This is a genomic window from Sphingomonas sp. ERG5 (assembly GCF_000803065.1).
Taxonomy (GTDB): Bacteria; Pseudomonadota; Alphaproteobacteria; order Sphingomonadales; family Sphingomonadaceae; genus Sphingomonas.
The window spans coordinates 241,658-256,122 of record NZ_JSXI01000024.1; the positions used below are offsets into that span (position 1 = coordinate 241,658).

Consider the following 14,465-nt stretch of genomic DNA (forward strand, 5'->3'; position numbering starts at 1 on the left):
CAGGCTCAGGGCGAACGGGCGGCGGTGGATCGACTCAGCTCGAAACGGCTCTAGGGCTGCTCGGCACATAATTGGCGTACCAGCGGTTGCATCTTCCCGTCATATTTCGCCAGCGTCTCGCGCGGCTGCGCGGTGTCGAAATGCGTGACCAGTCCGCCGTCCTGCCAGCGGTGCAGCGCATAGCCGGGCGGATCGCCGACCACCATCGGCCGGCAATCCATCACCGCCGGATCGATCGGACGCAGATCAAGCGCGAGTTGCGCCGAGGTCGCCGGGCAGACCGTTACCGGCACGCCTTGCCACGGCGCGACGATCGCGCGGTGAAGATGCCCGCACCAGATCGCCCGGATCTGATCGTGCCCGGCGATCGCGCGAGCGAAACGCGCGACCCAGGGTTCGTCGCTCCTGGTGCTCATCCAGTCGATCCCCGCGTCGAACGGCGGGTGGTGCATGACGATGATCGTCGGCACGTCACGCTGTTCGGCAAGGCGTTCCGAGAGCCATGCCTCACGCACCGCGCAGAAGCCGCCTCCATGCCGCCCGGGCTCGAGCGTATCGAGGAGGATGATCCGCAACCCGTCAAGCGCGATGCAATAGTGCGCGAAGCCCGAGGGCATCGGCACGTGCGGGAAGACCCTGGCGAAGGTCTCGCGATCGTCGTGATTGCCAAGACATGGATAGACCGGAAACGGGCAAGCCGCGAACGCCTCGGCACAGCGCTGATAGCTTTCCTCGTCACCTCGATCGACCAGGTCGCCCGAAACGATCATCAGATCCGGCCGGTTCACGCCCTGCGCCAGCATCGCCAGTACCGCATCGAGCCGCCGGCGGTTCGGTTCATCCGGGTCACCGGGTTCAAAGCCGAGATGGGTATCGGTGATCTGGGCAATCAGCACATTGCCTCTCCTGTCATGGGGCAGCTCCGCCGCCGGGATCCCCCGGTTTCATCGCCGCGATACGTCCAAGGGACAAGCGCGAGACCCAGGGGGCCTCGGGGCCGGCATGATAGCTATGGCATGACGCGCAGGTCGAGGGCACCTTCGCTTGCGATCGCTCCCCGCCATGGCAGTTGCGGCAGGTGGCGATGCCAGGCAGCAACAAGTCCCTCGAACGTGTCGAGGTCGGGGCGGCGTGGCAGCTGACGCAGGCTTCGGTGCGGTGCGGTTTATGGTCGAACCAACCCTTCATCATGTACCGCGACGCCTGATGCACCGGCATCACCGTCCAGTCCGCCGCACCACCGACGCCGGGCGGCTTGACCGTGTGGCAATCGAAGCAGGCGCCCCCCGGCGAGAACACCGCGCGGATCGCCGCATCGCCGGCGGCGGGGCGTCGCGCGGCCGCGCCAAAATAGATGTTGTAGATCTGCCCATCGGCATAATTGCCCGGCCGTCTGCGCGCCATCCCGCCAAGCTGGATCGGGCGTGGTGGCGCGGTCGAGCGATAGAGCGCGCGCAGATCGGCCATCATCTGCGGCGCGTCGCCGTGGCGCAGCGTGCGCACCGTCCCGCCGATCCGGTCGAAGGCGAGGCTGTGACAGGCCCGGCAATCCCGCTCCATCTCGACCGGCAGGAAGCGCACCCCATCCGCAGTCGGCCGGTGACAATCGGCGCAGACCAGTACATCGCCATAGCCCTGCCGGGCCTTCAGCGTTCGCGCCATCTGCGCCACGCCGCCCCGCGCATCCAGATGCAGCTTGTGCGGGAACTTCAATCCGCTCTCGTCGATCCTGCCGGCGTCGAGAGACACGCGCGCCACCACCGGTTTCACCCCGGCCAGGGTCGTGACCAACGGGCGAAATTGCGGATGCGCCGTGCCGAAATCATCGGCATTCTCGATTCTCGTATCGGCCAGCCTTTGCTTCAAAGTTGCGTGACAGTCGGTGCAGAAGGCCTGTGCAGTCGGCGGCATCGGCCCGGCGCCCTCATGCTCGGTATGGCAGTCGACACATGCTCCCGGCCCCGGCTTGCCGAACGCGGTCGCGACGCGCTGCAGCAGCCGCCCGCCAAAGCCCGGCGTCGCACGCGCTCCGGCAAGGCGCGAAGGCGGCGCATGTTCGTGCGCGTCCTTGTGGCACGCGATGCAGCTCGAATCGCGCACCGAGACAAAGGCCTGCTGGTGACAGGCGGTGCAATTGCCCTCCAGCTCATGATGCGCCTGGCTGAGCGGCCCGCTCGACCAGTTATGGTCGGCCTTGAGCGCGTAGATGCTGCGCTGGTCCGTCGCGGGATGAGTGAAAGTCCAGACCGGCCAGGCAAGGAAGGCGAGCAGGATGGCGATGGCGAACAGATAGGCGGAGACACGCTTGCTGAGCATCAGGTCCTGCAGCGAGAAGGCCACCGCTTCCTCGCGATACTCGGACGCGTCCGACACCGCCTCGACCCGCTGGACGGTCAGCACGACGCGATCCTCGGCATCGCGCGAGACGGTGATGCGATGGCCGCCAATTGCGATCTCCGCACCCTTGGCGCTGTTGATGTCGCAAGTGCGCCGTGTCCGGCCATCGACCTCGAAGCCAAGCGTGCCCAGCGCGACGATGGCGATATGCGGGTCGTCGCGTAGTTCGATCCGCGCATGATTGGGCGTCACCGCCAGATCGGGCAGTGCGATATCGTTCGTCGCCGCGCGTCCGATCGTGACGCTGTCGCCTTCATGCGCCACGCCGCGCACGATCTCGCGCCCGTCGGCGGTGTGGCTGATCTGCCGGATCAGGAAGGTCATGCGCCCCGCCTCACCAGTAGAAAAACACGCTGACGATATGCGCGGTCAGCGCGGCAAGCAGCGCGAAAGTCATCGGCACATGCACATAGAGCCAGATTTCCAGCATCGCCTTGTAGCGCAGATGTCGCCGCAACTGCACCAGCATCGCCATCTTGCGGTCGAGCAGCGCGTCGATCTTCTCCAGCGGATCCGTGCCGACATCGGGGCGCGGACCGGTGCTTTCGCGGATTTCGGCGAAGCTTTGCGCGGTCGCACAGCGCGGATAGCGGCCGGTCAGCCGCGCGACGATCCCGCCACCGAACGGATCCTGTTCGAGCGAGCTCTGCACGATCGCCGCATTGCGCTGCGCCAGGGTCTGCGCCGCATCATGCAATTGCCGGTCGACCGCACGCAGGCCGTCAAGCATCTGCATTTGCGTCATCTGCTCGCGATTGTCGCTCATCCGGCGCGGGATCGCGGCATAGACCGAGATGCCGAAGATGCCCGACACGATCACCAGCAGCATCAAGGCATAGGCCAGAGTGTGGACGTTCCAGCCGAACTGGAACCCGGTGTGCAACGTCCCGATCACCACCAGGCTGAGCCCGAGATAGACATGGGCGCTGGTCCAGGCCTTCAATGACCAGCGCCCGCTGGTCATCGCGCGCTTGCGCAGGCCGAGCGCGGTCAGCCACAGGATCAGCAGCACCCCGATCGTGCCCAACGTATAGCCGTACCAACTGCCGCCATTGGGCCGTGGCTGCACATCGATCAGCACGTAACCAAGGATCGCGACGATGCTGAGCGCGGCCGAGAACTTCAGCCAGCGGAAGCGCTTATGGCGCAGGAATCCATCATGCCGCGCCGTCGCATTGGTCGCCCCCCGGACGGCAATGGCCGAGCGGCCGACTATGACTGCCCCTCGCTCTCGAGCCGCGCGACGGTGAGGAATTCCTCCGGCGCGACGCGGATCGCGGCGCCGGTCGGGCACGCCCGGACACAGGCGGGGCCACCGGTGATGCCCGAGCACATGTCGCACTTGATGGCCTTTTTCGGCTTCTCCACCCCTGGCTTGCTGTGCTTCGCGCGCCACTTCTTCGATGGCTCGCCCGGCCCCGGTCCCGCACCGAGCATCAGCCAGCTCATCAGGCCGGGCTTTTTCGGCGGCACGCTTTCCATCCGGATCACGCCGTAAGGACAGTTGCGCTGGCAATTGCCGCAGCCGATGCAACTGTCGTCGATGAACACTTCACCGTCCGGCCCCCGATGGATCGCGTTGGGCGGACAATCGGCCATGCATTGCGGATGCTCGCAATGCCGGCAGCTCGTCGGCACATGGAGATGGGCATAGGTCCGCCCGGTCTCGCGATCGAGCCGCGACAGGCCATCATGACTGTCGGCACAGGCCTTTTCGCAATTGTCGCAGCCGACACACAGATTCTCGTCGATCAGCAGCACGTCGGTCGCCTCGCCGATGCCGTTTTCGACCAGGAATGTCGCGGTCTGCGAATACATGTCGACCACGCCGGAAAAACTGTTCTTGCGGCTTTCGACAAAGGCATTGACGTTCTGCCGTGCGGCCATGTCGGCGCGGGTGCGTTCGAGCAATCGCGGCTTGGCCAGCATCAGCCGACGGAACGCCGCACCGTGCAGCTTGATCACCTCCGACTTGACCGCCGCCTTGACCGTCGCGGTACGTGGCCCGCCGGAGATCAACGCCATCTCCCCGACATAGGAGCCGGCCGGAAGATAGGAGAGGAACACCGGCTTCCCGCCGACCATCTTCTCGACGATCATGCTCCCGACGCGGACCACGAAAATATCCTCGCCCTCCTCCCCTTCGGTGATGATCGACTGGCCGGCGCTGACGGTGATCAGTTCCGACGTATCGAGAATCTCGACCAGATCGGCCGAGGTCAGGCCGGACGCGAACAGCTGCAGCAGCTGCCGCTCGATCGAGATGCGCGTGACGGCGCGCTTCGCCGCCGGAACCGCGGCCATCAGCTTGAGCGCAGCGGTGCGCGGCACCTCGACCATGATCGCCTGGCTGCCCGCGACCACCGTCGCGCCACGGCGGCGGCCGGAGATCAGCCCGACCTCGCCAATGATCGAGCCCTGTTCGATCGTCACGGTGTTCGCCGGATCATCCTTGTCGACCTGAACCAGCGCCGTGCCTTGCGCGAGTGCGAACAGCGACGATCCGGTGTCGTTGCGCTCGAAGATCGTCTCGCCCGGCTTGAACGCCCGCACCTCCGCGCCAAGCATGAATTCACGCATCTGCAACGGCGACAGCTCGTTCAGGATCGAGATGTTGGTGCGCAGCAATTCGAGCCATTCATCGACCGAGCGCCCCGTGCGCAAACGGTCGAACTTGGCCTCGAGAATCGGCTCGTCGGCGGGCTTCAGCGAATGGTTGCCGTTGATGAACTCGACCACGTCATGGCCCTGGTTCATGCAATGCTTGATCAGCGGATAGCCGGCGAGTGCGCCGATCACGAAGATGCCGGGACTGGTCGATTCGAACACCGGCGATAGTTTCGGAAACGCCTCCCGGTCGGCACTGCTGAACTCGATCCCGCACGCCTCGACAAAGGCACGCGGTGCGGCCGAGCCCATGCGCGCGATGATCCGGTCGCAGCGGATCCGGGTTTGCCCATCGGGCGCATCGAGCATCAATTCGCCGGCGCGCACTTCGGACGGGGTGGTCTGCAGCCGGATGGTGATCCGCCCGGCCTCCGCCGCCTCGGTAAGCAATTTCACATTGGCGTTCTTGGCGCGCGCGAAATCGCCCGAGCGGTTGAGGATGGTGACGACATTGCCTTGCGCGGCGTCGGCGGCAAGGCCGAGCGCATTCTCGATCCCCGCATCCCCCGACCCGATCACCGTGATATGTTCGTCGATATACTCGCCGGGATCGTCGAGCTGATACTGGACATGGCCCAGGCCGCTGCCGGTGCAGCGCATCAAATTGGGATTGCCCTGTGTGCCGATCGCCAGCACCACCGTCTCGGCGGCGATGGTCGTGCCGTCGGCCAGAGCGAGCGCGAAATCGCCTTGCATCCCGGTGATCGCCGTCACTTCGCTGCGATAGCGGACATTGATGCCCTGTTCCGACGCCAGCCGGTTCCAGGTATCGAGGATCGCCTCGCGCTTGCCCGCGGCGAAAGCCATGTCGGAGCGCAAGGTCAGCAGGCTGGGCGTCGCCATGACATGCTTGCCCTTCTGGTATTTGAAGATCGTGTCCGACAGATGGTCGGTCTTCTCCAGCAGGATATGCGACAGGCCGATTTGCGCCGCGCGCGCGGCGGCACTCAGGCCCGCGGGGCCCGAGCCGATGATCGCGATGCGGACCTTATCCGCCACGCATTTACTCCCCTGTTGCCCCCATCGTACAAAAGCGACACCCGATCGGGATTGCACTTTCGACAGACCAGTAGACACTAGCACGGGCGGCACCTTATGCCACCCTTTCACGCGGGCATTGTGCAGGAACGGCAATGGATCAGACCAGCAATTCATCGCGAACCGGCAAGTTAATCATGGGGTTGGCGGCAATCGTCTTGGCCGTGTCGATCGGCTATGCGTCGTTGCGGAGCGCGGGAGAGGCGGCAAAGCCGCTGGGTGATCCGGCGCCGATGACTGCCGGCCAGCCGGCCAGCCTCGCGACATTGCGCGAGCAAGCGCGCGCGTCACCGGACAATGTCGAGACATGGCAAGCGCTTGGCGCGGCGGCCTTCGAGCAGCAGCAATTCCCGGAAGCGGCAATCGCATATGAACGCGGCACGAAGATCGCGCCACAGCGCGCCGATCTGTGGTCGGCGCTGGGCGAAGCGCGCGTGATGGGCAGCCCGACCGACCCGATGCCCGCCGCCGCCCTCTCCGCATTCGAAAAGGCGATCGCGATCGACGCGAAGGACCCGCGCAGCCGCTATTTCCTGGCGGTGAAGCGCGACCTGTCGGGCGATCATCAGGGCGCGATCGACGACTGGCTGGCGCTGCTGCGCGATACGCCGCCTGGGGCATCATGGGAAAGCGACTTGCGCCGCACCATCGCGCAGGTCGGCAAGATCAACGGCATCGATGTCGCCGGTCGCCTTGCCGCGATCAGCCCTGGCGATGCGCATGCCGGCCTGACACCGGGCGCGGGCGCCGGCAGCGCGATGCCGGGACCGACAGCGGCCGAGATCCGCGCCGCCGCCGCCCTGCCGCCCAGCGAGCAGAATAATATGGCGCGCGGCATGGTCGCCAGCCTGGAGGCCAAGCTGAAGGCCAATCCCGCCAATGTTGACGGCTGGATGATGCTGATGCGCAGCCGGATGACACTGGGCGAACCGGCCAGCGCCACGGCGGCACGCAAGGCGGCGATCGCGGCGAACCCGGGGGCCAAGGCACGGATCGAAAGCGAGGCGAGTGCACTGGGCGTACCGACGGGATGATTCCAGCCTGCCCTGTCGCGGATGGCCCGCCTGCTGTGTTACGATGGCTCAGCCAGCGGGAAAGGATATGGCGTCGGCCAGCCACGCGAACCAATCACTCCGACCATATCGGGTGTGCAGAAGCGACCGCGCCCGAAGCCGATCAGGATGGCGGTATCGCACCTCTTTCAGATATTGCTGACTGTCGGGCGCCGTCATCATATTCAAGGTCTCTCATGGCAAGGAAGAAACAGTATCTGACGGCAACCCTACCGGACGGCTATGTCAAGACGATCGGCCCCACCGCGGTGGAATTCTCGCATTATTGGCGGATCGTCGCCCATCTCTCAAAAGGCGGAACCGAAGTGTTCTGGGGACATACCAAGTCGCTGGCCGAGGCGAAGAAAAAGCGGAATGCTGCGATCGAGGCGGTCGCCCGGCGCGGATGGACATCTTATGATTTCGATGTGGTCGAGCTGGTAAAGACATCCGAGCAGCCCGATCGGATGCTCAACGACTGCTGAACGCCGGCTCGACCCGGATTCCGTCCTGGCGCGCTGGTCAGCGCGTGTCGGGAAGCGGCAGGATCGGCGTGGGGTCCATTCAGGCAATGCCCGGCACAGAACCGCTATAGGTCGCCCGCGGCCGGATGATGGTGCCGCCCGCATATTGCTCGATCGCATGCGCTGCCCAGCCGACGCTCCGTGCGACGGCAAAGAGCCGGAAGCCGGCATCGATGGGAAGCCCCGCTGTACGGATGACCGCGAGGAGACCGAAGTCGATGTTCGGCAACGCGCCCGTCATCTCGGCAGCCGCATCGCGCAGGAGCGTCAGCGCCGGATCGAGCGTGAGGTTCGCCAACAAGGCGGCACTGCGCGGGTCGCCGTGCGGATAAAGCGGATGGCCGAAACCGGGCAGTCCGTGCCCGGTCGCCAACCAGCGTGCGACCGCAGCCTCCGCACCGACATGTTCCGCCTCCGTCAACAATGCGGCAAGCGCAGCCCCTGCCCCGCCATGCTTCGGTCCGGACAAGGTGCACAGGCCGGCCAGCAGGGCGGCGGGAACCGACGCGCCGGTCGAGGCGGCAACACGGACGGCAAAGGTCGATGGATTGAGTTCGTGATCGGCAAGCAGCACCAGCGCGCGGCGGATCAGATCCTCACCCGCGCGATCCACTGACCACCCGCCTGCCAACCGGCGATGGATCGGCGCGTCGCCATGACCGCCCACGGCACCGGTAAGGACGGCAACCGCCGATCCGGCATCCAGTGCCAGCTTTGCGCGCGGACGTCCGATGATCGAACGCCCGCCAGCGACTTCACCGGCAAGCGCGACGAATGGGTCGCCGGCCATGCCCGAGTGGGGAAAAGCGACGCCGCCGGGCTGTTCCCAGAGCAGTGCCGCCATCTCTTCCAGCGTTGCCGATTCCGCCAGCGAGACAACATCCTGTCCGCGAAAGATCAATCGGCCATGAATCACCGTGGAGATTGACGTCTCGATCACGGGTTCCCCCCAAGCGATCGCGCTGGCGGCGATCGCGGCGGGACGGCGCCCTCGTGCGCGGCGCTGCGTCAGCTGCAGAATATCCTCGGCGCGATACAGGCTCTTGCGTGGATCTCCGGCATCTGGGCGGCGTTCGACCAGACCGCGGCTGACATAAGCGTAAAGAGTTTGCGCCCGGACTCCGAGCCGGTTCAATGCCTCGTCGCGGGCCAGCCATTCCTGCATGATTGATTCACTTGATCAAGATTGATTGAAGCCCGGGATGCCATCATTTTCCCGGCCAGAGATCAAGAAGGAACTGGCAGATGAAAAACAAGCTGGTGAGCAGCGGGCTGGAAGACGTGGTCGCGGCGGAAACCATATTGTCGGATGTGGACGGCATCGGAGGACGCTTGATCATCCGCGGCTTCCCGCTCGATGCACTGGCGGGCAGGAAGCGCTTCGAGGATGTCGTCCATCTGTTGTTCGATGGCTTTTTCGAGCCACTGCCCGAGCCGGCGCGCTTTGCCGCGATGCTGGGTGAGGCAAGGCTGGAAGCGTATCGGATCATTGCCCCCTTCCTTGACCGCCTTGCCGAACGGCCGGTCTATGACGCGATGCGGATCGGGGTGGCATACATGCCTGATGGGGCAGGCCTCGCCGACGCGCTGCGCCTGATCGCCGCACCGGCAGTTCTGCTTCCCGCGCTGATCCGGCGGGCGGCGGGCTTGACGCCAATCGCACCCGCCCCCTTGCGTGGTCATGCGGAGGATATTCTGCGGATGCTCGGCCGTTCGAAGGGAGCCGCCGCGCTGGACGCTTATCTGGTGACGGTTTGCGACCATGGCCTGAACGCTTCGACATTTGCGGCGCGAGTCGTCGCCTCGACTCAGGCAGGCCTGACGTCCGCCGTGCTGGCGGGCCTCGGCGCGCTCAAGGGACCATTGCACGGCGGCGCACCGGGTCCGGTGATCGAGATGCTCGACGCGATTGCCGAAGCGGGACCCGATGCGGATCATGCCCGCCGATGGTTGACCCGCGCCGTGGCGGACGGTCAGCGCCTGATGGGGTTCGGGCATCGCATCTATCGCACCCGCGATCCACGTGCCGACGCGTTGAAGGCCGCGCTGCGCGATCTCGACCGGAATGCCGGGCGGCTGATCCAGGCCGAGGCGGTCGAACGCATCGCGCTTGAGGTTTTGCGCGCGCACAAGCCGGATCGGGTGCTGGAAACCAATGTCGAATTCTACACCGCATTGCTGCTGGAAGCGGTCGGCTTTCCGACCGACGCCTTTACCGGCGTGTTCGCCATGGGGCGCGTCGCCGGGTGGATCGCCCATGCGCGTGAGCAAGCGATGACTGGCCGGCTGATCCGCCCGCAATCCCGCTACATCGCACCATCCGGCGAACTGGCCGCCTGAGCGCTCGCGCGCTTGAAAGGCGCGGATATCGCAGCGGTTGGGGTTCCGACCGTTCCGCGCAGCACCATTTCCCTGCATGTGATGCCGGCCACCACTGGAATATGCCGGGAAGCGATTGCGCAGGACGCGGCGGCGCGCGACAAGCGCGTCACATATAGGAGATTCCGATGCGTTCAGCCGTTGCCTTGCTCTTGCTACCGATCGTCCCGCTCATCCAGGCAAGCGCTCCCGCGCCGGCCCCGGTGGCGCAAGCGGCCACGCAGGATAAGGCCTTGCTCGAGTTCCTGGACAAGGCATTCGATGAACAGACCAGCCTGAGCCCGGAAACCCAGACGCAGCTCGGATTCAAGACCAGCTATGATCGGCTGGACGATTATACCGACGCCGCGGCGATACGCGCGCGCGATCTGGCCGAGCGGCAACTCAAGGAAATGCATGCCCGGTTCCGGCCCGATCAGCTGGGGCAGAGTGCGCGCGTAAGTTATCGTCTGTTCGAATATGAAGTGACGCGCGGTCGTGAATCATTCCAGTTCCGCAAACTGCGCTTTCCGGTCTCCACCAATGGCAGCCCGGCGGGCGAAATTCCGGTCCTGCTGATCAACAATCACAAGGTCGACACGGTTGAGGACGCCCAAGCCTATATCGCGCGCCTGCGCGACACCGAACGCGTCATGCGGGAAACCGCCGCGCTGATGCGGGAGCAGGCGGCGGCGGGAATCATACCCAACAAGGTCAATTTCGCGCCGGCCCGCGCCGACGCGCGCAAGATCATCGCCGGCGCGCCGTTCGACAATGGCCCGGATTCGACGCTGATGGCCGACTTCAGCAAGAAAGTGGCCGCGCTGAACGCACCGGCGGCGACCAGGGAAAAATTGCTGAGCGACGCGCGCGCGGCGCTGGCCGGTCCGTTCCGGCGTGGCTATGACCTGCTGGGCGCGGCGCTGGATGAAATCGAGCCCAAGTCCAAGGGCAATTTCGGGGCCTGGAGCTTGCCGGACGGGGCGGCCTATTATGCCGACCGGCTGAAAAGCTCGACCACCACCAACCTGACCGCCGACGAGATCCACCAGCTGGGTCTCAGGCAAGTCGCCGCGATCCGCCAGGAAATGGAAGCGATCAAGCAGGAGGTTGGCTTCAAGGGGACGCTGGAGCAGTTCTTCGACCATATCCGGACCGACCCCCAGTTCAAATATCCGAACACCGAAGCCGGCCGTGAGGAGTATCTTCGCGACGCACGCGGGGTGATCGCGTCAGTGATGGCGGTGGCGCCGCGTTACTTCCACACGCTGCCCAAGGCGCCGCTGGAAGTACGCGCCGTGGAAAAATGGCGCGAAGGGACCGCGCCGACGGCATTCTACAATCCGCCCTCGGCCGACGGATCCCGGCCCGGCATCTATTATGTCAATCTGGTCGACATGAACCAGACGCAAAAGGTGCAGGTGGCCGGCATCGCCGCGCATGAAGGTGCGCCGGGGCACCATTTTCAGATCGCGCGGCAGCAGGAGCTGACCGGCATCCCCAAGTTCCGCAAATTCGGCGGCTATGGCGCTTACACCGAGGGTTGGGGGCTCTATTCGGAGCGCCTTGCCAATGAGATGGGCGTGTACAAGGACCCTTATGCCCGACTGGGCATGTTGTCGCTCCAGGTGTGGCGGGCGATCCGACTGGTGCTCGACACGGGCATCCATTCCAAGCGCTGGACGCGCGAACAGGCGATCGCCTATTTCAAATCGAACAGTTCGATATCGGAGAAGGATATCGAGCGCGAGGTGGATCGCTATTTCAACTGGCCGGGCCAGGCGACCAGCTACATGGTAGGGCAACTCAAGATCGCCGAATTGCGGGCACGGGCCGAGAAGGAATTGGGGCCCCGCTTCGACATCCGGGACTTTCATGAGGCGGTGCTGAGCCAGGGCGCGCTGCCGCTTGACGTGCTCGAGGAGCAGGTTGACCGCTACATCGCGGCACATCGTCAATAATTGCCGCGGGATTGACCGGTTGCCGCCGCGCCAGATGATGGTGCGGCGGCGACTGGCCTTCCGACGGGGTTGGTCAATCCGCAAATACCATTATTTCTCGGTCGCCTCGAACACCCCGTCCCAATCGCCGATCGGCGGGCTGGCCCGAAATCGCTCGATCCTGTCGCGCATCAATGCATAATGCTTCGCCATCCCATGGCTGGCCGCTGCCTCTTTTCCCGCGTCCAGCAAGGCTTGTGCCGCCACCCAATCCTGCGCCCAATAGGAGTCGAGCATCCGTGCATGCCGTTCGGCAAACGCCCGATAGTCGGGCCGCGCCGCCAATGTCTCGTCACCCAGCAGCGCAGACACCGTCTCCGGCGCGTCGCGCCCGACCACCCGCACCCGATCCAGCGTCACGATCGCGAACCCGGGCAAATGCCGCGCCAGCGCCGCGCCCATCGCGATGCGCACGCCATAATATTTGGTCAGCCCCTCGATCCGCGACGCCAGGTTTACCGTGTCGCCGATCAATGAATAGGACAGGCGCTGCGCCGATCCCATATTGCCGACACAGCAGGGCCCCGCATTGAGGCCGATGCCGATATTGACCTCGCCCGGCCAGGGTTCGGTTCCTTGCGCGGGCATGTCGATATTGAGCTGTTCGAGCCGCGCGACCATCGCCAGCGCACCGCGCGCTGCATTGGCATATTGATCGGGATCGTCGAGCGGCGCGTTCCAGAAAGCGAGAATCGCGTCGCCGATGAACTTGTCGATCGTCGCCTTGCGGTCGAGCAATATGTCGCACATCGGCGTCAGGAACGCGATCAGGAAGCGGATGATCTGCTTTGGGCTGAGCGTCTCCGAAATGCGCGAAAAGCTGCGGATGTCGCAGAACAGCACGGTCATCTCGCGTTCTTCCCCGCCCAGCTCGAGCTGGCCGGGGTCATCGACGATGCGCTTGACCAGGGTCGGCGAAAGATAACGGTCGAACGCGTGATGGATATAGGCGCGCTCCCGCTCCTCGCGATAATAGGTGAAGCCCGTGCTGCAGATATAGACCAGGACCAGCGCCAGCACCGGATAAGTCGGGTCGAGCAGGTAATGCTGGCGCGAATAGGCGAACCAGCTGCCCGCCAGCATGCCCCCGACCAGCGCCAGCCCGAGGATCGCGCCCCGCGTCGCGCCAAGCCGCGGCAGCGACAGCGCCATCAGCAAGCCGAAGACGAGCAGCAAAGCGCGCTCCAGCCCCAGCGCCCAGTCGGGCCGGACGACGAACTTGCCGAGAATCATCTGCTCGACCGCCTGGGCATGGACCATCACGCCCAGGTCCCGGTCCTGCATTGGCGTCGACACCAGGTCGCGCAGCCCGACCGCACCCGCCCCGACGAACACGATCCGGCCCGAAAACTCTTTTTCCATCTCCGCCGGCGACAGGGCGTCGGTGAGGATCTTCCATGCCGGCACCACACGCTCGGGACGCGACTGGGTGTAATGCATCCATAATTCACCAGCGGGGGTGGTCGGCACTTCGAACGCGCCGATCTTGAGCGAGACGATTTCCGCCCCCGACCCGCCAAGCTCGCCGCTGGCGTCGCTCGACTTGACGATCACTGACCCCGCGCCCTGTGCGGTCCGCAACGCCTCGACCGCCAGCGAGGGAAGCAATTGCCCATTCTGCGCTGCGATCAGCGGCGCCTTGCGCAGGATGCCGTCGCTGTCGCCGGTCAGGCTGACGAAACCCAGGCCCCGGGCGGCGGTCCGCAGCGGGGCCAGCGGCTGGAGCGCATTGGTGTAGCGCGTGACTCCCGCATCGGGGGACGATCCGGCGACCGCCATTCCCGCCTTGGGCTCGACCGTTGGCCCCTTGCCGCTGCGAGTCAGGAAATAACCGAGCGTGACCGGCGACCGGCCAATGGCTTCGGCAAATGCGGCGTCATTGTCGGGCAGCGACCGCAATGCCGCGAGAACCGCCGGCGCGCCATGCTCGCGCTGCAACCGTTCGGCGAGCCGCGTCGGCGAGGTCCGGTCAGGTTCGGAAAAGACGATGTCGAAGGCGATCGCCGAAGCCCCCGCATCGGTCAGCCGCTGTGTGAGTTTCGCGACATCGGTGCGCGGCCAGGGCCATTGCCCGAGCCGCCGGACCGTCTCGTCATCGATATCGACGATCCGGACCGGCGCGTCCTCATAGGCCCGCGGCGCGGCACGTTGATAGCTGTCGAACAACAGCAAACCGACCCGGTCGAGCGGGGCAAAACCGATGAATTGCAACAGCGCGATGATCAGCAGCGCCGCCAGGCCAGGCAGCACCAGCACGCCCTTGCCGCGCAACAGTTTCCGCAAGGACATGCCCGCCATTCCGCCCCGTCACCATTTCGTCGCATTTCCGACGATTTGGGTACCCTAACACAGAGAATAACGCTTGCGAAACGACCCCGTTAAGCCGTTAGTCAGGTCCGGGAAAACAAAGTGAAGCCGTAAAAATCCTC

10 protein-coding genes are annotated in these 14,465 nt (G+C 65.1%); 4 read left to right on the plus strand and 6 right to left on the minus strand.

Features of this window, described 5'->3' with window-relative positions; all coding sequences use genetic code 11:
* Positions 1 to 50: 50 nt before the first annotated feature.
* The 4 genes from OO12_RS09685 to OO12_RS09700 are packed head-to-tail and all read right to left on the minus strand — an operon-like array spanning position 51 to position 6,063.
* Entirely contained in the window at positions 51 to 896 is an 846-nt protein-coding gene (locus tag OO12_RS09685) for a phosphodiesterase (protein ID WP_034158438.1), read from the minus strand.
* 13 nt (positions 897 to 909) lie between these two features.
* Positions 910 to 2,721 (minus strand): cytochrome c3 family protein, encoded by a 1,812-nt coding sequence (locus tag OO12_RS09690; protein ID WP_034158439.1) that lies wholly within the window; start codon positions 2,719 to 2,721, stop codon positions 910 to 912.
* Between the two features lie 10 nt (positions 2,722 to 2,731).
* Positions 2,732 to 3,595, minus strand: coding sequence for a hypothetical protein (locus OO12_RS09695; RefSeq protein ID WP_082006459.1), 864 nt, complete (start codon positions 3,593 to 3,595; stop codon positions 2,732 to 2,734).
* Between the two features lie 14 nt (positions 3,596 to 3,609).
* Positions 3,610 to 6,063: a cyclic nucleotide-binding domain-containing protein gene (locus OO12_RS09700; RefSeq protein WP_034158440.1), complete on the minus strand. Its 2,454-nt coding sequence runs from the start codon at positions 6,061 to 6,063 to the stop codon at positions 3,610 to 3,612.
* Between the two features lie 134 nt (positions 6,064 to 6,197).
* Here OO12_RS09700 and OO12_RS09705 point away from each other — a divergent pair, with 134 nt between their 5' ends.
* On the plus strand, positions 6,198 to 7,136 hold the full coding sequence (locus OO12_RS09705; protein WP_235364730.1) for a tetratricopeptide repeat protein: 939 nt from the start codon (positions 6,198 to 6,200) through the stop codon (positions 7,134 to 7,136).
* A 215-nt stretch (positions 7,137 to 7,351) separates the two neighbouring features.
* Positions 7,352 to 7,639 carry a hypothetical protein gene (locus OO12_RS09710; protein ID WP_034158441.1) on the plus strand — a complete coding sequence of 96 codons (288 nt, stop codon included), beginning with the start codon at positions 7,352 to 7,354 and terminating at the stop codon, positions 7,637 to 7,639.
* A 79-nt stretch (positions 7,640 to 7,718) separates the two neighbouring features.
* Here OO12_RS09710 and OO12_RS09715 read toward each other — a convergent pair whose 3' ends face one another.
* Positions 7,719 to 8,843, minus strand: coding sequence for a citrate synthase (locus OO12_RS09715; RefSeq protein ID WP_034158442.1), 1,125 nt, complete (start codon positions 8,841 to 8,843; stop codon positions 7,719 to 7,721).
* A gap of 80 nt (positions 8,844 to 8,923) precedes the next feature.
* Here OO12_RS09715 and OO12_RS09720 point away from each other — a divergent pair, with 80 nt between their 5' ends.
* On the plus strand, positions 8,924 to 10,018 hold the full coding sequence (locus OO12_RS09720; protein ID WP_200887429.1) for a citrate synthase/methylcitrate synthase: 1,095 nt from the start codon (positions 8,924 to 8,926) through the stop codon (positions 10,016 to 10,018).
* Positions 10,019 to 10,185: 167 nt separating this feature from the next.
* Positions 10,186 to 11,997 carry a DUF885 domain-containing protein gene (locus OO12_RS09725; protein WP_200887430.1) on the plus strand — a complete coding sequence of 604 codons (1,812 nt, stop codon included), beginning with the start codon at positions 10,186 to 10,188 and terminating at the stop codon, positions 11,995 to 11,997.
* A 90-nt stretch (positions 11,998 to 12,087) separates the two neighbouring features.
* Here the strand turns inward: OO12_RS09725 and OO12_RS09730 are convergent, their stop codons facing one another.
* Positions 12,088 to 14,325: a CHASE2 domain-containing protein gene (locus OO12_RS09730; protein WP_160296773.1), complete on the minus strand. Its 2,238-nt coding sequence runs from the start codon at positions 14,323 to 14,325 to the stop codon at positions 12,088 to 12,090.
* Positions 14,326 to 14,465: the final 140 nt, after the last annotated feature.

Bases quoted from the DNA above. Each gene is read 5' to 3' on its own strand.
- OO12_RS09725 (WP_200887430.1), top strand. From the start codon at position 10,186: ATGCGTTCAGCCGTTGCCTTGCTCTTGCTACCGATCGTCCCGCTCATC.
- OO12_RS09715 (WP_034158442.1), bottom strand. From the start codon at position 8,843: ATGCAGGAATGGCTGGCCCGCGACGAGGCATTGAACCGGCTCGGAGTC.
- OO12_RS09690 (WP_034158439.1), bottom strand. From the start codon at position 2,721: ATGACCTTCCTGATCCGGCAGATCAGCCACACCGCCGACGGGCGCGAG.
- OO12_RS09720 (WP_200887429.1), top strand. From the start codon at position 8,924: ATGAAAAACAAGCTGGTGAGCAGCGGGCTGGAAGACGTGGTCGCGGCG.
- OO12_RS09730 (WP_160296773.1), bottom strand. From the start codon at position 14,325: ATGTCCTTGCGGAAACTGTTGCGCGGCAAGGGCGTGCTGGTGCTGCCT.
- OO12_RS09705 (WP_235364730.1), top strand. From the start codon at position 6,198: ATGGATCAGACCAGCAATTCATCGCGAACCGGCAAGTTAATCATGGGG.
- OO12_RS09710 (WP_034158441.1), top strand. From the start codon at position 7,352: ATGGCAAGGAAGAAACAGTATCTGACGGCAACCCTACCGGACGGCTAT.